Raw genomic sequence first — 26,012 nt, 5'->3', positions numbered from 1 at the left:
GCCGCCAGAAGCTAAACGGGGCCAGTCAGGATGGAAGTGATACGCGCAGCGATAGAAAAACAGGTCATCAGCCTGACCGGGCTGGCGCTCGGCGGCATTGATTTTGAAAATCCGCCGGGGGATCCGGGCCTGTTCGGCCCGCAGTCGGTTATCTGGCAGGTGCACAACGATTTTACCTCGATGCTGTGCGGGGGCGTCAGCGCCTTGCTGATGCAGATGCTGCACCCGCTGGCGTTGGCGGGAGTGTGGGATCATTCCAACTTTCGTGAAGATATGCTCGGCCGCCTGCGCCGTACCAGCCAGTTTGTCTCCGTCACCACTTTTGGCCCCACCGCCGAAGCCGAACGCCTGATTGCCAAAGTCAAAGCTATACACCTGCGGGTCAACGGCGTCAGCAGCGACGGCAGGCCTTACGCCGCCAGCGATCCTGAGTTGCTTACCTGGGTGCACGTGGTGGAAAGCAGCCGTTTTTTGGCCAGCCATTTACGCTACCGCAACCCGTCTCTTCCCCGTGAAAAGCAGGACCAATATTACCGTGAGGCTGCACGCGTAGCCGCAGCCTTGGGGGCGGAAGAAATCCCAACCTCCTGCACGGCGGTAGAGGAGTATCTGCAACGGATGCGTCCGCAATTGGTGTGCGATGAGCGCACGCGGGAAGTCGCGCGTATTCTGCTGGCCGCGCCGGCGCCCAGCGCATTGGCCCGGCCTTTTGGCGCTTTGGTGATGCACGCGGGTATCGACCTGCTGCCTGACTGGGCGCAACAACAGTTTGATTTTCATCCCGGAAACTTACGCCGCCGCCTGGTGCGCACCGGTGCAGGGGGCGTCGGTAAAGTGCTGCGCGCCTCAATGCGTAATGGTTCATATCAGCGTGCGCTGCGTCGAATTAACCGACAGGCCTGAATCGGCGCAGACTATAATTCTTACCAATAACCCGATGTTTCGGGGCACTTTTGAGACTTTTACGGGTGATCCGAGCGGTAATGCGCTTTACACTGGATAAAAGCCAATTTCCATTTTATTTAGCGTGCAGCATTATTCTGCGCCTTGAGCCTATTTGAGGTTATATGAACGAGTCACACGTACTTGCTGAAGTCAGTAATGAGAACCAGACGCTGGTCGCGGTGGTTCAGCAAGATCACCGGGCTGCTTATTTTTATATTTACCCTACAGAAGAAAATAGCGAGCGTTTTCAGGTGCGCGCTTGCTGGCTGCGTAACCTGGCCGCTGCGCCGCAGCAGGAAGACAGCGCGGCACTGGCGCTGGGGCAGCCACCGATGCTGGCGGCCGAGTTTTGCCGCAATCTGGAAGGGGAAGCGCCGCTGAACCCGGAAGGGCTGACGGTGGTTTGGACCGAGAGCGACGACGGCGCGGCACTGTGGTATTACGGCCAATTGCTGGCGGTGATCCCCGGCTGGAGCCTGTATATCGACCATTCGGTATGTTATTCCGCCAGCTGCATTAAAGAGAGCCCGCTGGCTTATCCGCTCGGTTCCGCTTCCACCAATACCCAGTATGCACTGGCGGAAAGTACTCGTCAGTTCTGGCGCAGTTGGCAGCGGGAGGAAGGGAATCCCTGGCCCAAGATGCAGAGCGATTATCAGGCGCATTACGAGCAGCATTTTGGCCCCTCGGTGAAATACTACGCCATCGATCAGGGCAAGTGGCCGCCGATGGCGATCACTCAGCATGAACGCGACGGCATCTACTATTTCCTTACCCTGGGTGTCAGCATCCGGCCGATGCCGTGGGTAGAGATCCTGTTTAACGACGACGCCTCCCGCTATCGCCGCATGGAAATGGGTATCGCCATCGACGGTCAATACATGACCGAGGAAAATGCGATACAGATGGCCAGCGCGTTGGCCGGTTTCGCCCACGTGCCCTGGTCAAAAATCACCTGGTTTGGTGAAGGGCATACCCTGGAGTCCGAAGTGGCGCCTCAGGGTTATGAGGGCTACGTGCTGTCTTCCTCGTTTTATCCGTATCACGAGCATCTGAGCTTGCCGAAACAGTATGGCGATCCGGTCAATATTTTCTGGGCCAGCCCGGTATTTGAAGCCGAGCGTCTGCTGGCGCATGCGACGCCGAATGGGGGTCATGACTTGGTTAACAAACTGCGTGAGCAGGGCGTTGACCATATCTTCCGCCCGCGTCAGCCGGTATGCTGAGACGGAATTTATTCTCTGGAGCCAATCATGAGGTCAGCGCTGTTGGTTATTGATGTGCAGAAAGGGTTGTTTACACCGCCGCCGGCGGATGCCGAAGCGACGATCGATCGCATTAACACCCTGAGTGCCGCTGCCCGTCAGGCCGGCGTGCCGGTGATTTTCATTCAGCATCAAACGCAGCATGATGAGTTGGCGCACGGCAGCGACGCCTGGCAACTTGATCCCGGTTTGCAGATAAAGGCCGGCGATCATCGGGTGGAGAAAACCACGCCGGACTCATTCCTGCGTACCGGATTGGGGCCGCTGTTGATTGCGAACGGTATCTCGCATCTGGTGGTTTGCGGCTATTCCACCGAATTTTGCGTGGATACCACTACCCGCCGCGCCGCCGCGCTGGGTTACCCGGTGACGCTGGCGGCCGATGCGCATACCAGCCATGACAAAGCGCATGCCTCCGGCCTGCAGATCCGCGCCCATCACAACGCCACACTGTCGAATATCGAAAGCTTTGGTGTCCTGATCGACGCACTGCCAACGGCAGAAATTCGTTTCTGACGGCCAGATAAAAAAGCCCGGAGCGATCCGGGCCTATCAGGATTACTTCAATCCGGCTCTGCGTGCCGCCACTTTGGCCAACGCCGACCAATCCAAATCTGCGTCGCCTTGCGCCACCGCGTCGAGGAAGTTGTCCTTTAGCACGCTGGCGAACGGCATTGGCGTGTGGCTGTTGGCACCGGCCTCTAGCGCCAGGCCGACGTCTTTCATCCCCAGGCTTAATTTAAAACCCGCAGGTTCAAACTTTTCTTCGGCGATCAACCCTCCATAACCCTTGTAAGCCGGAGAGGCAAACAGGGTACTGGTGAGCATGTGCAGATAATCCGCGCCGGAAACGCCGTAGTTGCGCACCAGAGCACTGCCTTCCGCCATCGCCTCAATGGCGCTGGCCAACGTGAAATTGGCGGCGATTTTAACGATGTTGGCCTGCTCGGGCTGATCGCCAAAATGCCAGGTCTGCTGGCCGAGCACCTCAAACAGCGGCTGCACTTTGGCGAGCAACAGCGGATCGCCCGCCGCCAGAATATTCAGCTTGCCGGCTGCGGCTACGTCCACCCGCCCCAACACCGGTGCGGCGATATAACCGACGTTGCGCTCCACGTGCAGCAACGCCAGCCGTTTGGCCAACGCCACCGAGACCGTCGCCATATTGATGTGAATCGCTCCCGCCCGCAGCTGTTGCAGCAGCCCGCTTTCCACCACTACCTGCTCGGTGGCGGCATCGTTGGCCAGCATGGTGATCAGTACGTCCACCTCCGCCAGTTCTTCCGGCTGCCGAGCCTGCACGGCCCCGGCGCTCACCAAAGGCTGCGCTGCCTGGGGCGAACGGTTCCATACCTTTACCCCATAGCCAGCCTGCAACAGGTTGGCGGCCATCGCGCTGCCCATACCGCCCAGGCCGGCAAATCCGATCTTCATATCGCGTTCCTTTTCTCAGGTTATCTTCCTTCACCCTAACGCGACGCTCGGAGAACGCAAATGGCGGAATGTAACGCTTTCTTAACCGACCCGCGCCCCCCCGTTAATCGAGGTAACGGTTCCGGTGATGAAAGAGGCCTCTTTCGAAGCCAGCCACAGCGCGGCGCTGGCGATATCCTCTACCCGGCCGGTGCGCCCCATCGGCGTTTCGGCCGCGATGGCGTCAATGCGATCCTGCGGCAAACCGGTACCGAAAAAGCGAGTGTCGGCGATAAAGCCCGGCGCAATGGCGTTAACCGTGATGCCTGCTTCGCCCAGTTCGCGTGCCAGGCTGAGGGTAAAACCTTGCACGCCGGCCTTGGCGGCAGAGTAGCCCAGAGCACCGGCGCTGCCGCTGCCGCATTGGGCGGCGATCGAACTCAGGTTGATGATGCGACCGCCCGGTTTACGCAGGTGTGGCAACATCGCCAACGTAAACAAAAAGGTACTTTTCAGGTTTCCGTCGATCACCGCGTCCCATTCCTGCTCGGCCTGCGCCAGGGGCGTATCGGCGGCAATCACCCGGGTAAAACCGGCGTTGTTGATCAGCACATCCAAAGTGCCGAGATCGGCTGCCAACTGGGCGGCCACTTCTTCCACCGCGCCACGTTGGCTCAAGTCCGCCGCATAATGGCGGGTGCCGTGGCCAATTTTCTGCGCCGCCTGTTGCAGGCGTTGAGGGTTACGCGCCACGATGGCGATGCGGTAATCCTGTTGTGCCAGTTGCTGGGCGATGGCCAGTCCAATACCGCTGGATCCGCCGGTAATCACCGCTGTACGTTGCGTCATAGCTGATTCTCCTGTGCCCGTGGTCCACGCCGGAATGGCGCAGCACTTGAGGGTTCGGAAAGTATTGGCTTTCGCTATCGATACATCCAATACTCTATTTATGCTTCCAAAATACGAAAAAGGTATCACGTGATTGAGCTACGCCAACTGAGGCAATTTGTCGCCGTCGCCGAAGAGATGAGCTTTCACCGCGCTGCCGAGCGTTTGCACATGGCGCAGCCGCCGTTGACGGCCGCCATCAGAAAGATTGAGCAGGAGCTGGGTGTCCCCTTGCTGGAACGCGGCAACCGGATCACGCGCATCACCGAGGCTGGGCAGGTGTTTCTGATCGAGGCGCGGCGGACCCTGGCGCAGTTTGAGCGCACCCTTGGCAATACCCGACGTGCGGCGCGTGGCCTGACGGAATCGCTACGGTTGACCTTTGTCGATAGCACGGTCAATGCCCTGCTGCCGGGGATCCTGCGCCAGTTTCGTCAGGCGCACCCGCAGGCGGAGTTCCATTTGCAGGAGGCCACCACCGCCGAACAGCTGATCGCGCTGCGCGACGATCGCGCCGATATCGGCATGGTGGTCCTGCCGATAGCGCCGCAGGATGAGCTGCAGATTCTGCCTTTTTTACAGGATCGCATGGTGCTGGCGCTGCCGGATCACCACCCTTTGGCGACGCAACGGCACGTGACGCTGAGCGATTTGGCCGATCAGCCCTGGGTGCTGTTTCCGGCACATTATGGGCCGGGGATGCACGCGGCGATTTTGCAGGCCTGTGCGGTGGCGGGGTTCAGCCCGCGTATCGTGCAGGAAGCTCGGCAGATGCAAACCATCGGCGGGCTGGTGGCCGGTGGGGTGGGGATTGCACTGATGCCGGCTCTGTTTGCGGTACTGAAATCACCCGGCGTGGTGTTCCGCGAACTGAGTGGCGCGGGTAGCCCGGTGCCCTATACGCTGGCGCTGGCGTTACGCACCCCTTCACCGCTGATCGAGGCATTTTGTCGTATCGCCGGCGAACAGGCGGCGGCCTGGCAGCGTGCGGTTATTGACAACCGGCGCAGTGGGGGGATACCTTAAAAGCATGAATATGCCGATGCACTCCACTCACAGCCAGTCTTGGTGGCGCCTCCTCTGAAGGCGGCACGGGTATTCACACCTCTTTTCAATGCCGCCGGTTCTGGCGGCATTTTTATTGCGTTGATCCGGTGGTGTATTTACTTTCAGGAGCAATGCAATGAGCTACACCATTTTGACCGGCGATCGCGCCACCGGATCCCTGCATTTAGGCCACTACGTCGGATCCTTGCGCCAGCGCGTTGAGCTGCAACAACAGCATCAGCAAACGGTGCTGGTCGCGGACCTGCAGGGGCTGACCGATAACGGCAACAATCCGCAAAAAATCAGCGCCAACGTGCTGAATCTGGTCGCCGACTACCTGGCGGTCGGCATCGATCCGCAGAAAACCACGATTTGCCTGCAATCCGCGCTGCCGGCGCTGGCTGAGCTGACCATGTATTATCTCAATCTGGTCAGCGTGGCACGGCTGGAGCGCAACCCCACAGTGAAAAGCGAAATTATCGAAAAAGACTTTTCCCGCAGCCTGCCGGCCGGTTTTCTGGTTTACCCGGTCAGCCAGGCGGCGGACATCACCGCATTTGGCGCGACCCACGTGCCGGTTGGTGACGATCAGCTACCAATGCTGGAGCAGACCAACGAGATCGTGCGGCGTTTTAATCGCATCGTTGGCAGACCGGTACTGACGGAATGCCAGCCGTTGCTGAGCAACGTCGGCCGCCTGCCGGGGCTGGATGGGCAGGGCAAGATGTCGAAATCGCGCGGCAACACCATTACTCTGGGCGCCGATGCCGAGCAGGTGCACAAGGCGGTGATGAGTATGTTTACCGATCCTGGTCACCTGAACGTTAAGGATCCCGGCCGCGTGGAGGGCAATATGGTGTTCACCTATCTGGATGCTTTCTGTGAGGATGCCGATCTGGTTGCCGATCTGAAGGCGCATTATCGTCGTGGCGGGCTGGGGGACATGAAAATCAAACGCCTGTTGGAAGATTGCCTGCAAAGCCTGCTGGAGCCAATTCGTACCCGTCGGGCCGAGTATCTGGCCGACAAGGGCGAGCTGTTGCGTATTCTGCAGCAGGGCACCCAGCGTGCCGATAAGATCAGCAAGCAGACGCTGGCACAGGTGAAAGGCGCGTTGGGGCTGGATTTCTTTAGCCTGTGTTGAACGCACGCCCTCAACGGTGGGAGAGGGCGGCGGAGTGAAATCCTTAGGCGGCGCTGTCAACGATCGGGTGTTTAACCACGAAGATATACGACAGCGCACCTATCAGGGTGAAGCAGGAACAGAGGATGAGCGCCAGGTTGAAAGAGTGGGTGGTATCGAGGATCCAGCCGGTGACCACCGGCGCGAACGAGGCGAAGATAAAGCTGGCGAAGTTTTGAATGCTGCCGACGGAGGCCGTCATGCGCGAGGTTACCGCCACGTGGATCAGGCCCCAGCAGGAGGTGCCGGCAAAGTGGATACAAAACAGCGCCATGCCGATCAACAACACCGCGCTGTAGGTGGTGGTAGCCTGGGCAACCACGGCGGTAAAGGAAGCGGACAGCAGCATGCCGGCCACAATGCAAATTTTGCGGCTTTTCAGCGGTGCCATTCCGCGCCGAACCAAAAAGTCGGTGACGAAACCGTTCGACAACATACCGGCGGCGCCGAACAGGAAGGGGATGGCACTCATTAGCCCGGTGCTTTTCAGGTCCAGATGGTAAGTGGTTTGCAGGTAACCCGGCAGCCAGGCCAGATACAGCCAGGCGGTGTAGTTGATGCCGCTAAAGCCGATCATCATGCCCCACATGGTACGGTTCCTGAATAGCCCACGCCACTCGCGAAAGTTCATCGGTTCAGGCCGCGCGCTGACGCTACCGGCGTTCAGATAGGCCTGTTCCTGAGCACTCAGGCTGACGTCCTGCCGGTTGCGGTACAGCATGTACCAGCCGATCGACAGGGCGATCCCCAACACGCCGATGGTGATGAACATACCGCGCCAGCCGAAGGCCAGCATCATGGCCGTGAGGATTGGCGGGCTGATCGCCAGCCCGATGGTCGAAGCGGCATTGAAAATGCCCATGGGCATGCCGCGATCTTTAATGTTGAACCAGTCATTGATCACCTTTACGCCGCACGGATTCATTGGCGCTTCGCCGATCCCCAGCCCGATACGTACCCAGATAAACTGGGTGAAGTTATGGATCATGCCGGACAGCGTTTGAAACAGCGACCAGACAAACATCCCGATCCCCAGCATCAGACGTGGGCCTTTTCGATCCAACAGCGGCCCGCAGGGCAGTTGGGCGATGCCGTAGGCCAATGAAAAAGCCGACAGCAGCAAGCCGATTTCGGTACCGCTCAGCCCCATTTCTTCCCGAATGGTGGAGTTCGCCACTGAGAGCGAGCTGCGATCGAGAAAATTGATTATTGCCGCCAGAAATAGCAACAACATGGCCGTAGTTTGGATTTTTTTAATTTTTGCCGAGCGGACTAACATGCCCTCCGGCGGCATAGGAATTATGTTATCGGAATAGGGATCCGTTTGTGGTTTGCCGCTATCGACGGTATGGGTTCTTTCCATCTTTCTTTGCCTCCAGAATTTCGCATTAATAATATTTATTATTCCGGGTATTCCCCTGGGAAGTGCATTAGCAGGTGGTCGGCAGTAAGCCTAGTGGGCGAAATGGGGTTGGCGGTGTGTTTTGTCGCGGTTCCGTGCAGCAGCCAATATTTTGCTGCTTTTTATCGGTTTTAAATGCTGTGGGGGTGTTTTTTATCAATAAAGAGCGCCACCCCGAATCAGGCGATGCTCTGATTGATCGAGCGGATCATGGACTGCTTGGCGGTGTCCAGATGGCGGTGCAGGCCGTTGATGGCTTCCTGATCGTTACGGCAGATCAACGCGCTGAGAATGGTCATGTGTTCTTCAATGGCGACGATATTGCGCTGTTTAAGATCGGTTTCATCCCACTGGTAGTGGAAATGAAAAATCACGGAAATGATCTCCAGCGACTGGTTGAAGAACGGGTTGTTGGCAGCGGAGAGGATCAGCCCGTGGAAATCGCGATCCAATTGGGAAAACAGGCGATAGTTGTCGCTGATGTTTTCCCGCAGTTGGCGGTGACGGCTCAGCAGCTCTTTGGCCTGCAGCCAGCGCTCGTCGTGCATCGGCAGATTGATAAAGTGGGAAAGGGCGTGCGTTTCCAGCATCTGGCGCAATTCAAACAGCTGTTCGGCGTAGCGTTGATCAAATTTCTTCATGCTCCACTGACCGCGCCGGACGCTGTCGATCAGGTTGTAACGGCTGAAGTGCAGCAGAAACTCCCGCACCACCACCGGGCTCACGTTGACCGCACGCGACAGCTGCAGTTCGCTGAAGGTATCGCCGGCGCGCAGCTGCTTTTGGTTGATCATTTGGTAGAACGCCTTTTCAAACTTTTTCCCCTGTTCATCAAGAGAAAGGCTCTGGCAGTCGAAGCCATCTTGCGGCAGTGCCCGGCGTAAAATAACGTAGTCATCGCCGACTTTTTCCAGCACGCCACACTGGGACAAGTGCGCCAGCGTATGGCGCACGGTGGTGCGGCTGATGTTGTACATTTCGGCCAGGGCGGCCTGAGACGGCAGCGGCGAGCGCAGGTGGCCGTTATTGATGCTGTCGATCATCTGGTTTACTACGTTTTGCCGCAGGTTTTGGGTTCTGCTCATGCTGTGCCTCAGGTGTTTTTTATGCATTTAAAACCAATTTAAATCGGTTTATTTAGCGATACCTCACAGATTTGTCTGAACATATCGGCGGCGCTCCGGTTTTTATTTAATAACCTCCTCATCATTAGTGGAGGAAAAACGATGACAACAATGAAAACCTTAGTGTGTGAGCAGCCGACAAAATTAGTTTATCAACGGCGTCCGGTGCCTTTTCCTGCCGCGCAGGAAGTGGTGATCAAAATAATCACCGTCGGCATTTGCGGCACGGATATTCATGCCTGGTCCGGTCATCAGCCTTTCTTCAGTTATCCACGCGTATTGGGCCATGAAATATGCGGTGAAATTGTCAGCGTCGGCAATAACACCACTGACTGGCAGGTGGGCCAGCGGGTGGCGGTAATGCCGTATATTTCTTGCCACCGCTGTGGCGCTTGCCAAAGTGGCAAAACCAACTGCTGCGAGAATATTTCGGTGATGGGTGTTCATCAGGATGGCGGTTTTTGCGAATACCTCAGCGTGCCGATCGGCAACCTGCTGGCGGTGGACGATGTGGCTGCTGAAGCGGCAGCGCTGATTGAGCCCTTTGCCATCAGCGCTCATGCGGTGCGTCGTGCCGGAATTGCGGCGGACGATCAGCTGCTGGTGGTGGGTGCCGGGCCTATCGGGCTGGGCGCCGCGGCGATCGCCAAAGCCGATGGCGCGCAGGTGGTGGTGGCGGATACCAGCGCCGAGCGTCGGCGGCACGTCGAGCAGGTGTTGCAGTTACCTACGCTTGATCCGCAGGATGAACGCTTTGATGCGGCGCTGCGCGGCCAGTTCGACGGCAAATTGGCCGCCAAGGTGATTGACGCCACCGGCAACCCGCAGGCGATGAACCACGCCGTCGATCTGATTCGTCACGGCGGCAGCATCGTGTTTGTCGGCTTGTTTAAGGGCGATCTGCAGTTCTCCGATCCGGAGTTCCATAAAAAGGAAACTACCCTGATGGGCAGCCGCAACGCGACCAGCGAAGACTTTGCCAAGGTGGGGCGGCTGATGGCGGCAGCGAAAATCACCGCGCAGATGATGCTTTCACACCATTTTGATTTCGATACCCTGGCGGAGCATTACGAAGCGCAGGTGATCAACAACAAGCAGTTAATTAAGGGTGTTATTCACTTTCAATAAGCCCCAGCGGGAAATGATGGCACGCGTCATTTCCCGGCCACAAAAGCATCATCCCGTTGTCATAAACTTATCCGTTAATAGGTGCCCATAATGATTAGTCACTGAAACCAGAGAAATCATATGGCTCAGGCACTGTTAAAACTGGCACCAACCGATTTTCCAGGGCAGCAACCGGTTCAACTACAAAAAGTGTTATCGGTTAAAGGTTTGGGAAAAGCGTATAAATCTCAGCATCGCGTGCTGGATGACATCAACTTCGATCTGCACGTCGGTGAATTCGTGGCGGTGATCGGGCGTTCCGGCGCCGGCAAATCCACCTTGCTGCATACCCTGAACGGCACCATTCCTTCGAGCTGTGGCGAGATGCTGCACTTTGAGGATGACGGCGTAGCTCAGGATATCGCGCAGCTTTCCCCTCGTCAGATGCGGCAATGGCGTGCCCGCTGCGGCATGATCTTCCAGGACTTCTGCCTGGTGCCACGGCTGGACGTGATGACCAACGTGCTGTTGGGGCGACTGAGCCACACCTCGACCCTGAAATCCTTCTTCAAACTGTTTGACGATACCGACCGCGCCCGTGCTATCGAGCTGTTGCAATGGCTCAATATGCTGCCGCATGCCCTGCAGCGCGCCGAAAACCTGTCAGGCGGTCAGATGCAGCGAGTGGCGATCTGCCGCGCGCTGATGCAAAACCCCAAAATCCTGCTGGCCGATGAGCCGGTGGCGTCGCTCGATCCGAAAAATACCCGTCGCATTATGGATGCGCTGCAAAAAGTCAGCGAAAACGACATCGCAGTGATGGTGAACCTGCACTCGGTCGAGTTGGTAAAAGAGTATTGCACCCGGGTGATCGGCATTGCACAGGGCAAGATCGTGTTTGACGGCCACCCTTCGCAATTGAACGAACGGATACTGCACCAGCTGTACGGCGAGGAAGCCAATCAGATCCATTAACCACCAGAACCTTTATCTTCACTTTTACCTTTACACACACAAGGCATTGTAATGAAAAAAGTATTGAGTCTGACCACAGTGATGGCCGGCGCGATGATGGTATTTAATGCTGCCGCAGCGGATGCACCTAAAGAACTGAATCTGGGCATTCTTGGCGGACAGAACGCCACCCAGCAAATCGGCGACAACCAGTGCGTGAAGCAGTTCCTGGACAAGGAACTGAACGTGGACACCAAGCTGCGTAACTCCTCTGACTATTCTGGCGTGATCCAGGGCCTGCTGGGCGGCAAAATCGATCTGGTGCTGAGCATGTCACCGTCGTCGTTTGCCTCGGTCTATATCAAGGATCCGAAAGCGGTTGATATCGTCGGCATCGCGATAGATGACGTTGACCAATCTCGCGGTTACCACTCCGTGGTAGTGGTTAAAGCCGGTAGCCCGTATAAAAAGCTGGAAGATCTGAAGGGCAAGGCCATCGGCTTCGCCGATCCGGATTCCACTTCCGGTTTCCTGATCCCGAACCAGGAGTTCAAGAAACTGTTCGGCGGCACGGTAGACAATAAATATAACAACGCCTTCTCTAGCGTCACCTTCTCCGGCGGCCATGAGCAGGACATCCTTGGCGTGCTGAACGGCCAGTTCGAAGGCGCGGTGACCTGGGCGTCGATGATCGGCGACTACAACACCGGTTATACCAGCGGCGCGTTCAACCGCATGATCCGTATGGACCATCCCGATCTGATGAAACAGCTGCGCATTATCTGGCAGTCGCCGCTGATCCCGAATGGCCCAATCCTGGTGAGCAACTCGCTGCCGGCTGATTTCAAAGCCAAGGTCGTGACGGCCATCAAGAAGCTGGATAAGGACGATCACCAGTGCTTCATCAAGGCCATGGGCGGTAAACAGCACATCGGTGACACCACTCTGGCGGAATACCAGAACATCATCGACATGAAACGTGAGCTGACCAAAGGCGACCGTTAATGCTGACGGGGCTCGGCCTGGTCGAGCCCCGCTGAATTCCTCACGTCGGAAACCTATTTTGAATACAGATTTTGCGCACTACTACCAACAGATCCGCAGCAAGCAAAAGCGCGAGACGCTGTTTTGGTCGCTCGGTCTGGTGGCGCTCTACCTGGGCGCCGGCAGCATCGCCGAGTTCAACCTGCACACCGTGTGGGTCTCCATTCCTCACTTCTTTGATTATCTGGCGGAAACCATCCCCACCCTGCATTGGAATCTGCTGTTCGCCGATGGCCGCACCGAAGGCTCTTTGGCCTACTGGGGCTATCGGTTGAATATCCAACTGCCGCTGATTTGGGAAACGCTGCAGCTGGCGCTGGCGGCCACCATTCTTTCGGTACTGGTGGCGGGGGCGCTGGCATTCCTGGCGGCCAATAATACCCACAGCCCGGCGTCGTTGCGGCTGGCAATCCGGACGCTGGTGGCGTTTTTGCGCACCATGCCGGAGCTGGCCTGGGCGGTCATGTTCGTGATGGCGTTTGGCATCGGCGCCATTCCGGGCTTTTTAGCCCTGGCGCTGCACACCATCGGCAGCCTGACCAAACTGTTTTATGAATCGATCGAAACCGCGTCCAACAAGCCGGTACGTGGGCTGGCGGCCTGTGGCGCGACGCCGCTGCAGCGCATGCGGTTTGGCCTTTGGCCGCAGGTAAAACCGGTCTTCTTGTCGTACAGCTTTATGCGCCTGGAAATCAACTTCCGTCAGTCGACCATTTTGGGGCTGGTGGGGGCGGGCGGCATCGGCCAAGAGCTGATGACCAATATCAAACTCGATCGCTATGACCAGGTCAGCATGACGCTGCTGCTGATAATTCTGGTGGTTTCGCTGCTGGACTATGCCTCGGGCGAACTGCGCAAACGGGTCGTGGAGGGGAAAAAATGATCACAGCACCAACGCTCACGGCGGAAGGAATGCAGGCGCTCAAGCAGCAGCATCCGGAAATATTCTCGCAGCAGCGTCGCTACCTGCGCACCGTCGGCATGATCGCGGTAGCGATCGCGCTGTATTACCTGTTCTTCTTCCAGTTTTTCGGCATCTCCTGGCCGCAGTTCGTTAACGGATGCCATCAGCTTGGCCGCTATTTTATGCGCATGTTCGTCTGGCATGATTTCGTCAACTGGCCGTTCATGTACTATTTCCAGCAGATTTTCATCACCATCGGCATCGTGTTCGCCGGGACCATTACCGCTTCGCTGATCGCCTTGCCGCTATCGTTCTTCGCAGCGCGCAACGTGATGTCAACGCCGCTGTTGCGACCCATATCGGTGGTGGTGCGGCGGTTTTTAGATATTTTTCGTGGCATCGATATGGCGATCTGGGGGCTTATTTTTGTCCGCGCGGTTGGTATGGGGCCGCTGGCCGGGGTGCTGGCGATCGTGATGCAGGACGTTGGTCTGCTCGGAAAACTGTATGCGGAAGGGCATGAGGCGGTCGATAAATCCCCGAGTCGTGGTCTGACGGCGGTGGGGGCCAACGGCCTGCAAAAGCACCGTTACGGTATCTTCACCCAGTCGTTCCCGACCTTTCTGGCGTTAAGCCTTTACCAGATTGAATCCAACACCCGCTCGGCGGCAGTGCTGGGCTTTGTGGGGGCCGGCGGCATAGGGTTGGTGTATGCGGAAAACATGCGGCTGTGGAATTGGGACGTCGTGATGTTTATCACGCTGATCCTGGTCGTGGTGGTGATGATTATGGATAAGGTGTCGTCGATCCTGCGTAATAAATACATCATCGGCGAAGACATTCCGTTGTATCAGCATAAAAGCCAAATCGATTAAGCCCCGACACTATTTCACTGGCGGTTGGACATATTTGGCTTCTGATGCTGCGTTATCCACTTACAAGATTAACGCAGCGTATAAATAGCCAGGTAATTATGATTAAGGCGCAATGTCACCGTTGCGCCTTGTTATTTTTATGGTGTTTATCCCCATCGCTGTTCTATGTGTTGTGTGGTACTTCAGTAATCGCTATCGATTAGTGCGTAAGTGCATTCTTAATTATTTTATCCAGGTCTGTTAGAGGACAAAATAACCTTGAGGAATGCAGGATGCCAACTATCACTAAATCAAAATCACTTTATACTTTGACGCGACCCGTTTGGTTAGATGCTGCGGGCATGAGCAAAGGGATTGACCACGATCGTCAACATCTGGGGATTATTCTCGCCGCCGGCCAAGTGGTGCGCGTTCGCCAGACCAATGCGGCCTTTAGCGGCAAGCTGAAGCTGCGTTTGCTGAACGACGACAGCAAAACCGAGGCCGAATTCACTATCGGCAGCAGCTGGGTTGAGGCCAGCGTGAAGGGCGTATCCGTGCCGTTTATCGACACGCCATACGCGGCTGGGGCGCCCGTTGTGGAGGTTGAGTACCCGGACACGTCGAAAATCTTGCCGGTCTACCGTAAAGGCGAAAACGAAACGGCGTTCTTCGCCCGCTGGGATAATCAGGATGCGGAGTTTGCACTTGTCGAGTCCGACTACGCGGCGCTGCTGGTGCCAAAAATCAGCAAAAAAGAGCTGAAGGCGCTGGGCGAAGCTAAAAACATCGACGGCCTGATCGCCTATTACGATCGCATTTTCACTTTTTATAATGCGCTGGCGGGGGTGTCATTCGAGGCTGAGAATGCTTCGGATCTTAATATTAAAAACCGCTACTTTATTAAGGCCGATAAAAATGGCGCCGGCGCTGCTTATTACGGTGGTCGTTGGACGGCGGAAACCAGTAATTCGGTCAGCAGTTTCTGGCTAACCCCGAAAGACAATAACTGGGGAAGCCTGCATGAAATTGCCCATGGTTATCAGGGCCATTTTATGGGCGATAAATACTTCGCCACCGGTGAGATGTGGAACAATATCTATGCTGCCTGTTATCAGGACGTGATGCTGGGGGCGCGCAAATATCAAGAAGGCTGGTTGTATGCGCATGGCGATATGGCCGGCGTGGAGAAGGTTATTGTTGATTTTATCGCCAAAGCTACTCCGCTTAATCAATGGGACCTGCGCTCGAAACTCTACTTTGCGGTTCTGATGGTGGATAAGGCGGGCAAAAATGCCTTCACCCACTTTAATCAGCAATACCGTAAACGTTGCAACACCCCAGGCTTTGTTCCTTCCGAACATGCGCTGCTGGATATGCTCAGCGAAAGCTTTGCGGTCTCCGGCGAGCAGATTGACGTTACGCCATTTATCCAACTGGTCGGCGGCTACGTCACACCGGCCCAGCAGAAGCGTAATGTCTTTAGCCATGCGAAAGCGGTTTATCCTCTCTATCAATTGGTTGCCGCGCAGGATCTCGATGCGGTGAAAACGCAGTTGAAGCTGGACTCCACCCTGCGTCTGGTGGATTCCGCCCAGTTGAAGGCTACCGGCCTGAAAGGCAACGTTACCCTGAGCTTTGACATTGACGATTTCACCCAGATTTACGGCGAAGATCTGATCCTGCTGGACGGGGCCCGTTACGTTCGCAAAATGCGGATCGACAGCTCAACCCTGGTGCTGAAAGAGCTGCCGATTGGCGTTTATACCCTGCGACTGCCTACCGGCAAAGACCGGAAGTATCAGTTGGCCCAGGGTTACCTGGTGCTGAAACAGGGCGATAACGCGCTGAAGCTCGGCTTGGTTAAAAAAGTTGCGTCGCCGATCGCTACGCAAGAAATTAATCTGTTGGGGCTGAGTGATGCCGTTTTCGCCACGGTTGTGGCCGATCAGGGGCGGGGAAAAGTGGTGATAGACGTAACCAGCAAGGAACCGCACTCTTACTTCCCCGGAGAGACCTATGCCAAAATCACCCTGCGCAATGCACAAGATGCGGTGATCTTCAGCAAGGATATCCAGGGTACCGCCGCGAGCCTGAGCCATGATGAGTTGCCTCTTGCCGTCGGCGACAAAATTGAAATCTATCATGTGGAACCGGGACGCGTACGGGTGGCACCGGCCTCTCCGGATATCATTGATAATAAAAATAAAACCAACGTATTGACGATCACCCAATACGGATTGAAGAACGAAACCTTGTCGGGAGATCCGCAGGCAGCTCTGTTGGTGCGTCTTGAGGCAGCGGTACAGCGTCTGCGTGAATACCGTCAGGCCTATTTAGCGCCGTTCAGTGAGTTTAAAGACGATATCTATCTGGCGATCAATACCTTCGACAGCCCGCAGCGCGAGCAGTTATCGGCAAGCTATCAGGACTGCATTCCGGCTCACAATACCCGGCCGGGAGATCACCTGGGCAATGCCTTTACCATTGCCGGCAAAGGCATTGGCGATCGTCAGTTCCTGACCGGTACGGTCGATTTGGTGAAGAAAACTTTCACCCTGTCGATTGGGGCAGGGATTGCACATCATTACTTCACGGATGTTTATGCGGCCGTTAGCTACACGGATGCGGAAGGAAACGTACTGTATAGCGATGAGGTGGTGGGTAACCAAGAGCAACAGGCTCGTTCGGTCGTGTTGCCAATTTCCGGCTACGGCGGCGAGGTGATTCAACTGCGGCATGAGGAACCGGATAACCGCCTGATTATCACCAACGAGATGCAGCATGTCCGGCTGGCTGAAAAGGGGAAGCAGCAGAGCTATTGCCTCACGCCGCTGGGGTTGGAGCGGATGGCTGAATAACCTGTAGCAAGGCGGTTAATGGCGCCGGGTTGATCGCCCGGCGCTGTTTTAGTTTAAGAGCCCAAAAGCCAAATCGATTGAGAAACCCTGCACTGATCCTTATACTGCCGCACATATTCAAGGCGTGCGGCACTTATTTGATTTAACAACGCGAGCACGCCTTCCGGTTTACAAGCTAAAGGCAATTCTATGATCAACAATGACGTGCTGCGCAGCGTGCGCTACATGCTGAGTATTAACGACGCGAAAATGGTCGAGATTATCAAGCTGGATAATTTCGATGTTGCGGTCTCGGCAATGGGTGCTTACGTCATCAAAGAAGGTGAGCCAGGTTTCGAGAAGTGCCCGGACGAAGTGATGGCTCACTTCCTGAACGGTCTGGTGTTTTTCAAACGCGGCAAGGACGACAAGTTCCCGGCGCCGGAAGTGGAACTGCCGATCACCAATAACCTGGTGTTGAAAAAGCTGCGCGTGGCGTTTGAGTTGAAAGATACCGACATGCATCAGATTTTCACCGCCGTAGATTTCCGCATTTCCAAGCCAGAACTGAGCGCGCTGTTCCGCAAAGAAGGCACCAAAAACTTCCGCCCGTGCGGCGATCAGATGCTGCGTTATTTCCTCAAAGGCTTGGCGCAACGCCTGCGCGGCGCATAAGTTACGCCACCATTGATGAAACCCGCTGCCCAACGCCAACATTCTGTTGGCGTTGTTATTTCTGCGATATGAAACAAAATCGAGCTTAATTCTTATTTAGCGTCTCAAAAACGGCTCCAATTCTCCGCGTCGTCATCGGCAACCGCTGGTCCTTTCACTGCGGTAATAACCTGCTGCCGGACATTAATCGCGGCGGGCGCGGACGTGGCGAGTTTGAAAACGGCGACGGTTTGGTTCAAGTGATTGGCCTGATCTTCCAGCGCACTGGCGGCGGAAGCTGATTGTTCAACCAGCGCGGCATTCTGCTGGGTCACCTTATCCATTTCGTTAACGGCCTGCGCGATTTGTGCAATCCCACGGCTCTGCTCTTCTGAGGCGCTTGAGATCTCCTGCATGGTTTCAGTGACCTGACCGATGGCGGTAACAATCTCCGTCATAGCCCCGTTAACGTTCTCTACCAGATCGTTGCCCTGACTGACGCGCAGCACCGACGTATCAATCAGCGTTTTAATTTCTTTGGCTGCCTGAGCGCTGCGCTGTGCAAGGTTGCGCACTTCACCGGCGACCACGGCAAAGCCACGGCCTTGTTCACCTGCACGCGCCGCTTCCACTGCCGCATTCAGGGCCAAAATATTGGTTTGGAAAGCGATACCGTCAATGACGCTGGTGATATCACCAATTTTGCGTGAGCTGTCGGCGATATCGCTCATGGTGACCACCATTTTGCGAGTAATCTCGCCGCCGTTGATGGCACTTTGCGAAGCGCTTTTCACCAACGAAGTGGCAGCGCCGGCGCTCTCTGCGTTGTTTTTCACCGTAGCAGAAAGCTGCTCCATGCTGGCCGCCGTTTCTTCCAGTGAACTTGCCTGTTCTTCCGTGCGGCTTGAGAGGTCGTTGTTACCTACGGCAATTTCCTGCACGCCGGTATAAATATTTTGCGTGCCTGCACGGACGGCGCTGACGGTATTCGCCAGCTCATCACGCATATTGACGAGGCCTTGCATCAGCTTGCCAATTTCATTATTCCCACTGGCATTAATTTCTATCGCCAAATTTCCGTGTGCAATTTCAGCTTGATAGTCGATAATCTGATTGATTTTGTTGATCACATATTTTCTGATCCAGACCAGTACCACGCCGGTGAGCAGAATAAAGATGAAAATAAACGTCAACGATAAAGGCACCATTTTATGGTAACTGTCCTGTGCCGCAATACCCGCTGGAGTAATAATATCGTTGGCAACGTAGGCTGAGGTCTCATCAAGCACAGACATGAAATGCGTGGCTGAGCTATTGTGCATAATTGTTTGGAAGCGAGAGATATCGCCATCTTCCAGGCTGATAATTAATTTAAGCAGGTCGCCGCGTGCTTTTTCATACAGATTCTTGACGTTCTTGGTCCGCGCTTGTTCATCCTGATCATTCAGTGACAGTTGATAAAATTCTTCCATCAATTTATCAACTTTAGTGAGGCGCTGGCGAAGTTCGCCCAGAGATTTTTTTGCATTGTGATTTTGTGGCTGCGTGCTGAGCATCAAGGCATCTTTCAGCACGTCTTCACGGATCTCGGTAACGGAAGCGTAGGCATTATCCATTGCCATGATTTGATTAAAGCCGGAGGAGATTTGGGTAATGCGGTTATTGGTGCCTGAGGCATCCAGAATGCTCCATGCGCCGGAGAATATCTGAATAATACAGAATAGGGTTAAAATCCCCATTAGCCCGTGGGAGATTTTTAATCGTTCAAACATAGTACAACCTGAGATTTCAGTGAGGTGCCAGTGCGGCAAATAACACTATTTTGCCGCGAGAAGTGCTGTGTGTTTTCGGCAGATTACGATAAAACTTTAGTAATTAATTGGGAGCGGGATTTGAGGGCCATATTATCTTTGTTTTTAACTTTTCGTTTTTAGTTGAAACATACAGATAACATGAACTGGCCTGAGGCCTATTATCCAAAGCCCGGCAGTAAAGTAATAGCGATACCTCAAGGGAAAATAGCTTAAGATTTTGTAACGGAGCGTATTTATTTTTCCTGTTAATTATTAATCATGTTTCTATTTTAATGGCGGTGCAGCCAAACCCAAACAGGGCTCAGGCTGCTGACAAACGCTCGAAAAGGCTAAACCGGTAGGGGTCGAACATATTCGACCCGATTTAATTCATTGATTATGCTATTGGGCGCAGCATGCAGCGCTCCTACCATTAAGCAACAGAGCACTTTGTCAACGGCTTCAGCTCGCAGGGGGGATTGGCGAAGCGCCGAGCAATTGCTGCGCCAGCGATTCTGCGTGTTGCGCCACCTGCGGCAACCCCATCAGTTCACCGAAGCGTCCGCGAGCGGCGGGGCCTGCCACGTAGAGACGATCGTTACTTTTTCCCTGGCGATCAATCGCTCGCGAGTGGTCATCGACCCAAATTCCCAGCGCCAGCGGATCGGGCTGGATAGCCCCTTCCGCTGCGAGCTGCTTCAGCAGCGCATCGCTGTTGAGCAACGTACCGTGCGCCGGACCAGTTGTGACAATCAGTTTATCCACCCGCAGAGTTTCCGTGGCGGCTTTACCGCGTGCCTTCACCGTCAGAATGAGCGTTTCTTTGTCTACCTCAACCTGCTTAAGGCTGGCGGCCAGCACCTTAAGGCGCCCATTTTGCTGTAGCAGGGACAATACCTCACTGACCTGCGGTGCAATGCGGTAACGGTGCACGTCCCACCATGGACGCAGATGGCGTAGAAAGCGCCGCTGTTCTTTCAGCGAAAGCCGTTGCCAAATCTGCTGTCCGTTCAGCCGTATGTCGTCCAGTACCCCTTGCCAGGGCAGGCCTTCCTTGGCGGCCAGCGCTACTTCCTGTCGGACTCGCCGCAGCCAGGCGCGGGCGCTGTCGGCCTGTGGACGCCGATAATCAAGCTGGCGAGGCGGCGACTCACCGGTCAGATTTGGCCGGGGCAGCAGGCCGCGGCGCGAGAATGCCAGGATCGGCCCACGATGCCCCTGGCGGTCAAGCGATGCCACCACGTCAGACATGGTTAATCCGGAACCGATGATAGCCACCCGCGCACTCTTCTCCACCTCGATTAACGCATCTGTCCGCCACGGGTTGGCGATAAGGCCTGGATGGTCTTGCGGCACCTGCTGTAGTTGTCTCGGTACGTCAGGGGGCGGGTGGCTGATGGCCAGCACCACCTCATCCGCGCGATATCTATCCCCGGAGGCCGTCAGCACCTCTGCATTTTGCAGCGCCACGGCATAATCCTGAACATGGGTGACCTCTACTGGCGATGTTTCCAGCGCAGCGGCCAACTTGTCGACAATATAGGCGGCGAACCGTCCCCGTTGCGGATAAAGGCTGCCATCCGTCCAGAGCGCTTTGTCATCCTGTATGAGGCCTCCCTCCGCCCTCAGCCAGCGGTCGAAGTCACCTTCTTCGGCGGCGGAAAGCTGCATACGTGCGGCAGGGACGTTTATGCGATGCGCCGGGTCGACCGTGCCATAAGCCACGCCCTGAGCCAACTGGGCTCGAGGCTCGATAACGATCACCTTCAGGCCGGATTGGCCCAACCGCGCCAGATGAATAGCCAGCGCGGTACCGCTAAAGCCGCCGCCAATGATGACAATCTGCCGATCAGCCATGACTTAACACCGGTTGCTGTTGGCGTTCCAGCTCGCGAACCCGCGGGATCACTTCGCGGCCAAAGAACTCCACCTCTTCCTGAAAATGCAGGAAGCCCAGCAGCATCAGATCCACGCCGGCTTGTTTGAGTTCGACGATCCGCTCCGCTATCTGCTGCGGGGTGCCAATCAGGTTGGTTTTGAAGCCATCGTTATATTGCACCAAATCCTCCAGCGTCGATTTCGCCCAGTTACCTTCCCCCTCAGGGGAGGCGCTACCGGCATTTTTCACCTCAGACTGGAACCCTTTCACCGCATCCGGATTCGCATTGTCCAGGATATCACGCAGTACGCTTTGCGCTTCCTGCTCCGTTTGGCGGGCAATGACGAAGCCATTGACGCCGATCTTGACCTTGTGCTGATTTTCGGCGGCTTTTAGCTGGATATCTTCAACCTGCTGACGGATACCTTCCGGGGTGTTGCCGTTGGTGAAGTACCAGTCGGACACTCGTGCGGCCATATCCCGCGCGGCTCTTGAACTACCTCCCTGGAAAATCTCCGGTTGCGGATCCAGCGGTTTCGGCTTCAGCGAATAGTCGCGGAAGCGGTAAAAATCACCGGCAAAAGTGAAGCTGTCCTGCTGCCAGATGCCCTGCAGGCAGCGAATGAACTCTTCCGAACGCAGATAGCGCTCCTCGTGATCCAGCCAGGGTTCGCCAATAGCTTTGAACTCGCCCCGGAACCAACCGCTGACGATATTGACCGCAATACGCGCGTTGGACAGATGGCTGATGGTGGCAATCTGTTTGGCGGCGAGGGTTGGATTCCATGGGCCCGGCAACAGGGCGGCGATGACCTTGAGCTTCTCCGTCGCTCCCAGCAAGTCCTGTGAAAATGTCACCGACTCATGTTGATTATCCGCGCCATAGCCGGCGGTAAAGCGGATCTGCGTCAGGGCATAGTCAAACCCGGCGCGCTCGGCAATTTGCGCCAGCTTGCGGTTATAGTTTGCATCCCAACTGGTGCGCTGAGGGATTTGGCTGATCACCAGGCCACCCGACACGTTAGGGACCCAGTAGGCGAACTTGATCGGTTCATTGCTCATGGTTTTCTCCTCAGTTTCACTTTTTCACCGGACGACGATCGCCGCCGATGGTTTCTCCAAATGGCCCGGTGTTAACCGTACGCTGACGTTTTTCGACGTTGCCCGCCAGCGGCAACAGCGGCATTACCAGTTCGGCAAACCGATGAGCCTCTTCCAGGTGCGGATAACCCGAGAAAATAAAATTAGTGATCCCCAATGCCTGATATTCACGGATGCGTTCGGCAACCTGTTGTGGATTGCCGACCAGTGCGGTACCTGCGCCGCCGCGCACCAGCCCCACGCCTGCCCATAAGTTGGGAGCGATGTGCAAGCTGTCCTTCGAGCCGCCGTGCAGTGCGCTCATGCGGGCCTGTCCGGTCGAGTCCATACGCGAGAAAATTTTCTGTGCGGCGGCGATGGTGTCATCATCCAAATGGGCAATCAGTTTGTCGGCGGCAGCCCAGGCTTCCTCTTCCGTTTCCCGAACAATGACGTGCAGGCGAATGCCGTAGTTCAGCGTGCGTCCGCGCTCCTGGGCGCGCTGACGCACCACGGCAATTTTCTCCGCCACCTGCTCAACCGGTTCTCCCCAGGTGAGATAGGTGTCGATCTGGCTCGCCGCTACCTCCAGCGCTTCCTCTGACGAGCCGCCAAAAAATAGCGGCGGCCCGTTCTCCTGTACCGGCGGGAACAGCACTTCAGCGCCTTCAACCCGCAAATAATCGCCCTGAAAATCGACCTTTTCGCCTTTCAGCAGGCGAGAATAGACCTCCAGAAACTCGCGGGTGACCTGATAGCGCTCGGCGTGACTGAGGAAGATCCCATCGCCTTTGTTCTCGACGGGATCGCCACCGGTCACCACGTTGATTAACAGACGTCCCTCCGAAAGGCGATCCAGCGTGGCGGCCATCCGCGCGGCAAGGCTCGGGGGCTGCAACCCAGGGCGCACGGCGACCAGATAGCGCAGACGTTTGGTGAGGGGGGCGAGTGCGGCAGCGACCAGCCAGGAATCCTCGCAGCTTTTGCCGGTTGGGATCAGCACGCCGTAATAGCCAAGGTTGTCTGCCGCCAGCGCAACCTGTTGCAAATAAGGCAGATCTACGGCTCTTCCGCCCTCGGTCGTGCCCAGATAACGGCCGTCGCCGTGGGTCGGTAAGAACCAGAATACGTTGATGTTTTGCGCCTGCCGTTCGCTCATTAGTCATTTCCTATATAACGATATCTTAATTTATTCAATAGAATTTCCATGCTTGGTTATAAACAACCAAGCAGAAAGCATGCCAAAATGAGTGGTTGTTTTTGTTCTTATCTATTAACAAGTTAGCGATTTTTGCCGTGGACGGTTTTGCTGCAAATGCAGCAGTGACTGATGGCAGGCTGTTGCATTTGCAGCAACGGGGCGGTTCAGCCTCTCGTCTTGTCTGGCCGCTGTCGGTATTGTTTCTGTACTGTTCCCTTAAAGGTATCGACGATGCAAAGCTCCGGTCCGCGGTTAATTGACCCCGCTTCTCTTGCCTTCCAAAACGTTCTGGATCGTCTGGCTCCGACGGACGCCACCGTGCTTATCGTGGGCGAAACCGGCACGGGTAAGGAGCTAATGGCCCGCTATCTGCACCATCACAGCCTAAGGCGCGATCGCCCCTTTCTGGCGGTGAACTGTGGCGCGCTGACGGAGAGCCTTGCCGAGTCGGAACTGTTTGGACATGAGAAAGGTGCTTTCACCGGGGCAGTGGATCGCCACCAGGGGTGGTTCGAGGCGGCAGAAGGGGGCACCTTGCTGCTGGATGAAATCGGTGAGTTAAGCCTGCCGCTACAGGTAAAGCTGCTGCGTGTATTGCAAGAACGGGAAGTGACCCGGGTGGGCTCCCATCGGCCGGTAAAAGTGAACGTCCGCGTCGTGGCCGCTACCCATGTGGATCTGGCGAATGCCATCCGCGAACGCCGCTTTCGTGAAGATCTTTATTACCGGCTCAACGTGGCCGCCGTCACTTTGCCTCCCTTGCGCCAGCGGCGGCAGGATATTCCACTGTTGGCTGAGCATTTCCTGACGCTGTACGCGCGGCGGTTGGGGCGCCCTCAGCTGCGTCTTAGCGCAGAGGCGCTGGCCACGCTGATGGATTACCCGTGGCCGGGAAATATCCGCGAGCTGGAAAACACCCTGCATAATTCGGTGCTGCTCAGCAAAGCGCCGCTGATTACGCCGCAGCAGCTGAGGCTAAGCGCTGAAATGGCCAGCTTGCCGCCTCAGGGGGATGCTTCGCTGGACAGCTTCCTTCGCCAGCAGTTGGTGGGTAACGATGGCCCCCTCTACCAGCGTGTGATCGACTCGCTGGTGCGCAATGCTTTTGAACTGAGCCAGGGTAACCAGTTGCAGGCCGCGGCGCTGTTGGGCATCAGCCGTAATACGCTGCGTACCCATCTGGGGCATCTTGGCTTAATCAAAGCCAGGAGAAGCGTCGGCGGCACGGCGTTAAAATCAGGCCGGGAGACCCGCAGCCGCGAACGCGAATTGCGTATTGGTTATCAGAAGTTTGGCAACCTGGGAATACTCAAGGCCCGTCAGTCGCTGGAGGCGCGCCTGGCCGACAGTGGGGTGAGCGTGTTGTGGAGCGAGTTTCCTGCCGGTCCTCAGTTGCTGCATGCCCTGACTAACCGAGAGATCGATTTTGGCACCACCGGCGAGGTTCCTCCTTTATTTGCTCAGGCCGGCAACAGCCCATTGCTGTACGTTGCCTGGGAACCGGCCGCACCACAAAGCGTGGCGTTGCTGGTTATCGATGACAGCCCGATCCGCACTCTTGCCGACCTGCGCGGAAAGCGGATTGCGGTCAATAAAGGCTCCAATGTGCATTATCTGCTGTTGCAGATCCTTGATGAAGCCGGATTGACGCTGGAAGACGTACGGGTGGTTTATGCGCCGCCAAAATACCCGCTGACCCCCAGCGATCATCATGCGGTGGATGCCTGGATGATGTGGGATCCCTTGCTGAGCGATGCCGAACAAAGCGGGCAGTTCAGGGTTATCGCCAACGGCGTAGGGCGGGTGAGCAACCATCAGTTCTATCTTGCTCACCGCGATTTCGCCGGCCACTCTTCCGATTTGCTGCACGGCCTGATGGCGGCGCTGGAACAAACCGGGCGCTATATTGACGCCCATCGCGACGAAGCGGCAACGCTGTTGTCGGCCGAACTGGGGCAAGGTATCCCCTCGCTCACCCACGCACTGGCTCGCCGCAGCCATCAGACACGCCGAATGGATTTAAATATCATTCGCCAGCAGCAGGCGATAGCCGACCGTTTTTACGCTTTGGGGCTGTTACCCCGAGCGATTAAAGTTCGCGAGGCGATATGGCAGTGACGGGTTACTTCCGTCATCAACCCTGTTCCCTTGGCGCTAATGCATTCATCAAAGTGGGCTGCGGCTTGTTTGTGATCAATCGAAAAGCGGCATTTAGCCGCGTGAGTCGAGAGCGTGGTGCATACCAGAAAGCCCCGCCAGCGCTGTAATAACAGAAAGTGTACTGCACCTTTTTTGCTCGCCGATTGTGCAGCGCTGGTGCAGGATGATTATTTTATTGTCATAAGTTTTAATTATAATTTATTGAAATCATACGATTAAAAATTGGCACGTCGGTTGCTCTATTGAATCCCATCTTGTGTACTAGATGGAATTCA

Annotated in this window: 21 protein-coding genes; 13 read left to right on the top strand and 8 right to left on the bottom strand. The window is 56.0% G+C overall.

Annotated features, from left to right (window positions below; all coding sequences use genetic code 11):
* The first annotated feature begins 30 nt into the window (after nucleotides 1-30).
* The 3 genes from AC1RKC_RS06795 (at nucleotide 31) to AC1RKC_RS06785 (ending at nucleotide 2,726) form a co-directional block, all read left to right on the top strand.
* A complete protein-coding gene (locus AC1RKC_RS06795) occupies nucleotides 31-903 on the top strand; it encodes an oxygenase MpaB family protein (protein ID WP_493091780.1) in 873 nt (290 codons plus the stop codon).
* Nucleotides 904-1,067: 164 nt separating this feature from the next.
* Nucleotides 1,068-2,171: a suppressor of fused domain protein gene (locus AC1RKC_RS06790; protein ID WP_493091782.1), complete on the top strand. Its 1,104-nt coding sequence runs from the start codon at nucleotides 1,068-1,070 to the stop codon at nucleotides 2,169-2,171.
* Nucleotides 2,172-2,198: 27 nt separating this feature from the next.
* On the top strand, nucleotides 2,199-2,726 hold the full coding sequence (locus AC1RKC_RS06785; protein ID WP_493091784.1) for a cysteine hydrolase family protein: 528 nt from the start codon (nucleotides 2,199-2,201) through the stop codon (nucleotides 2,724-2,726).
* Nucleotides 2,727-2,768: 42 nt separating this feature from the next.
* On the opposite strand, the gene AC1RKC_RS06780 is transcribed toward AC1RKC_RS06785, so the two are convergent.
* Nucleotides 2,769-3,644 carry an NAD(P)-dependent oxidoreductase gene (locus AC1RKC_RS06780; protein WP_493091786.1) on the bottom strand — a complete coding sequence of 292 codons (876 nt, stop codon included), beginning with the start codon at nucleotides 3,642-3,644 and terminating at the stop codon, nucleotides 2,769-2,771.
* 81 nt (nucleotides 3,645-3,725) lie between these two features.
* Nucleotides 3,726-4,472: an SDR family NAD(P)-dependent oxidoreductase gene (locus tag AC1RKC_RS06775; protein ID WP_142815691.1), complete on the bottom strand. Its 747-nt coding sequence runs from the start codon at nucleotides 4,470-4,472 to the stop codon at nucleotides 3,726-3,728.
* 129 nt (nucleotides 4,473-4,601) lie between these two features.
* Between AC1RKC_RS06775 and AC1RKC_RS06770 the strand changes: the two genes are divergently transcribed.
* Nucleotides 4,602-5,537, top strand: a complete 936-nt coding sequence (locus AC1RKC_RS06770) for a LysR family transcriptional regulator (protein ID WP_020825823.1) — start codon at nucleotides 4,602-4,604, stop codon at nucleotides 5,535-5,537.
* Between the two features lie 157 nt (nucleotides 5,538-5,694).
* The gene (gene trpS, locus AC1RKC_RS06765) at nucleotides 5,695-6,702 is read left to right on the top strand and encodes a tryptophan--tRNA ligase (RefSeq protein ID WP_046374185.1); all 1,008 of its coding nucleotides are present in this window, start codon (nucleotides 5,695-5,697) and stop codon (nucleotides 6,700-6,702) included.
* A gap of 43 nt (nucleotides 6,703-6,745) precedes the next feature.
* On the opposite strand, the gene AC1RKC_RS06760 is transcribed toward trpS, so the two are convergent.
* Together AC1RKC_RS06760 and AC1RKC_RS06755 are read right to left on the bottom strand one after the other, a co-directional pair.
* Entirely contained in the window at nucleotides 6,746-8,104 is a 1,359-nt protein-coding gene (locus AC1RKC_RS06760; RefSeq protein WP_041414323.1) for an MFS transporter, read from the bottom strand.
* A 218-nt stretch (nucleotides 8,105-8,322) separates the two neighbouring features.
* Nucleotides 8,323-9,228, bottom strand: a complete 906-nt coding sequence (locus AC1RKC_RS06755; protein ID WP_046374183.1) for a GntR family transcriptional regulator — start codon at nucleotides 9,226-9,228, stop codon at nucleotides 8,323-8,325.
* A 141-nt stretch (nucleotides 9,229-9,369) separates the two neighbouring features.
* On the opposite strand from AC1RKC_RS06755, the gene AC1RKC_RS06750 reads away from it, so the two are divergent.
* From AC1RKC_RS06750 to AC1RKC_RS06720, 7 genes are all read left to right on the top strand, one after another.
* The gene (locus AC1RKC_RS06750) at nucleotides 9,370-10,395 is read left to right on the top strand and encodes a zinc-binding alcohol dehydrogenase family protein (RefSeq protein WP_493091790.1); all 1,026 of its coding nucleotides are present in this window, start codon (nucleotides 9,370-9,372) and stop codon (nucleotides 10,393-10,395) included.
* 120 nt (nucleotides 10,396-10,515) lie between these two features.
* A complete protein-coding gene (phnC, locus tag AC1RKC_RS06745; RefSeq protein ID WP_020825828.1) occupies nucleotides 10,516-11,349 on the top strand; it encodes a phosphonate ABC transporter ATP-binding protein in 834 nt (277 codons plus the stop codon).
* 51 nt (nucleotides 11,350-11,400) lie between these two features.
* Complete coding sequence (gene phnD, locus AC1RKC_RS06740) at nucleotides 11,401-12,333, top strand: phosphonate ABC transporter substrate-binding protein (protein ID WP_020825829.1); 933 nt, start codon at nucleotides 11,401-11,403, stop codon at nucleotides 12,331-12,333.
* A gap of 58 nt (nucleotides 12,334-12,391) precedes the next feature.
* Nucleotides 12,392-13,255: a phosphonate ABC transporter, permease protein PhnE gene (phnE, locus tag AC1RKC_RS06735; RefSeq protein ID WP_020825830.1), complete on the top strand. Its 864-nt coding sequence runs from the start codon at nucleotides 12,392-12,394 to the stop codon at nucleotides 13,253-13,255.
* Complete coding sequence (phnE, locus tag AC1RKC_RS06730) at nucleotides 13,252-14,151, top strand: phosphonate ABC transporter, permease protein PhnE (RefSeq protein ID WP_493091793.1); 900 nt, start codon at nucleotides 13,252-13,254, stop codon at nucleotides 14,149-14,151. Before phnE (AC1RKC_RS06735) ends, phnE (AC1RKC_RS06730) begins: the two co-directional genes overlap by 4 nt.
* 272 nt (nucleotides 14,152-14,423) lie before the next feature.
* Nucleotides 14,424-16,991, top strand: a complete 2,568-nt coding sequence (locus AC1RKC_RS06725) for a putative mucin/carbohydrate-binding domain-containing protein (RefSeq protein WP_493091794.1) — start codon at nucleotides 14,424-14,426, stop codon at nucleotides 16,989-16,991.
* Between the two features lie 189 nt (nucleotides 16,992-17,180).
* The gene (locus AC1RKC_RS06720; RefSeq protein WP_020825833.1) at nucleotides 17,181-17,645 is read left to right on the top strand and encodes a YehS family protein; all 465 of its coding nucleotides are present in this window, start codon (nucleotides 17,181-17,183) and stop codon (nucleotides 17,643-17,645) included.
* A 104-nt stretch (nucleotides 17,646-17,749) separates the two neighbouring features.
* Here the strand turns inward: AC1RKC_RS06720 and AC1RKC_RS06715 are convergent, their stop codons facing one another.
* The 4 genes from AC1RKC_RS06715 to ssuD all read right to left on the bottom strand — a co-directional run bounded on the left by AC1RKC_RS06715 (nucleotide 17,750) and on the right by ssuD (nucleotide 23,535).
* On the bottom strand, nucleotides 17,750-19,396 hold the full coding sequence (locus tag AC1RKC_RS06715) for a methyl-accepting chemotaxis protein (protein WP_493091796.1): 1,647 nt from the start codon (nucleotides 19,394-19,396) through the stop codon (nucleotides 17,750-17,752).
* Nucleotides 19,397-19,879: 483 nt separating this feature from the next.
* Complete coding sequence (locus AC1RKC_RS06710; RefSeq protein WP_115059492.1) at nucleotides 19,880-21,274, bottom strand: FAD/NAD(P)-binding protein; 1,395 nt, start codon at nucleotides 21,272-21,274, stop codon at nucleotides 19,880-19,882.
* A complete protein-coding gene (gene sfnG / locus AC1RKC_RS06705) occupies nucleotides 21,267-22,358 on the bottom strand; it encodes a dimethylsulfone monooxygenase SfnG (RefSeq protein ID WP_020825836.1) in 1,092 nt (363 codons plus the stop codon). The genes AC1RKC_RS06710 and sfnG overlap by 8 nt, the downstream gene beginning before the upstream one ends.
* 16 nt (nucleotides 22,359-22,374) lie before the next feature.
* The gene (gene ssuD / locus AC1RKC_RS06700; RefSeq protein WP_115059490.1) at nucleotides 22,375-23,535 is read right to left on the bottom strand and encodes an FMNH2-dependent alkanesulfonate monooxygenase; all 1,161 of its coding nucleotides are present in this window, start codon (nucleotides 23,533-23,535) and stop codon (nucleotides 22,375-22,377) included.
* A gap of 273 nt (nucleotides 23,536-23,808) precedes the next feature.
* Here ssuD and AC1RKC_RS06695 point away from each other — a divergent pair, with 273 nt between their 5' ends.
* On the top strand, nucleotides 23,809-25,695 hold the full coding sequence (locus AC1RKC_RS06695; RefSeq protein WP_115059487.1) for a sigma-54-dependent Fis family transcriptional regulator: 1,887 nt from the start codon (nucleotides 23,809-23,811) through the stop codon (nucleotides 25,693-25,695).
* Nucleotides 25,696-26,012 lie beyond the last annotated feature (317 nt).

Source organism: Serratia sp. GW822-FHT06E05 (genome assembly GCF_058799445.1).
The sequence above is the reverse complement of the archived record's forward strand: the minus strand, read 5'-3'. Positions and strand labels throughout refer to the sequence as shown.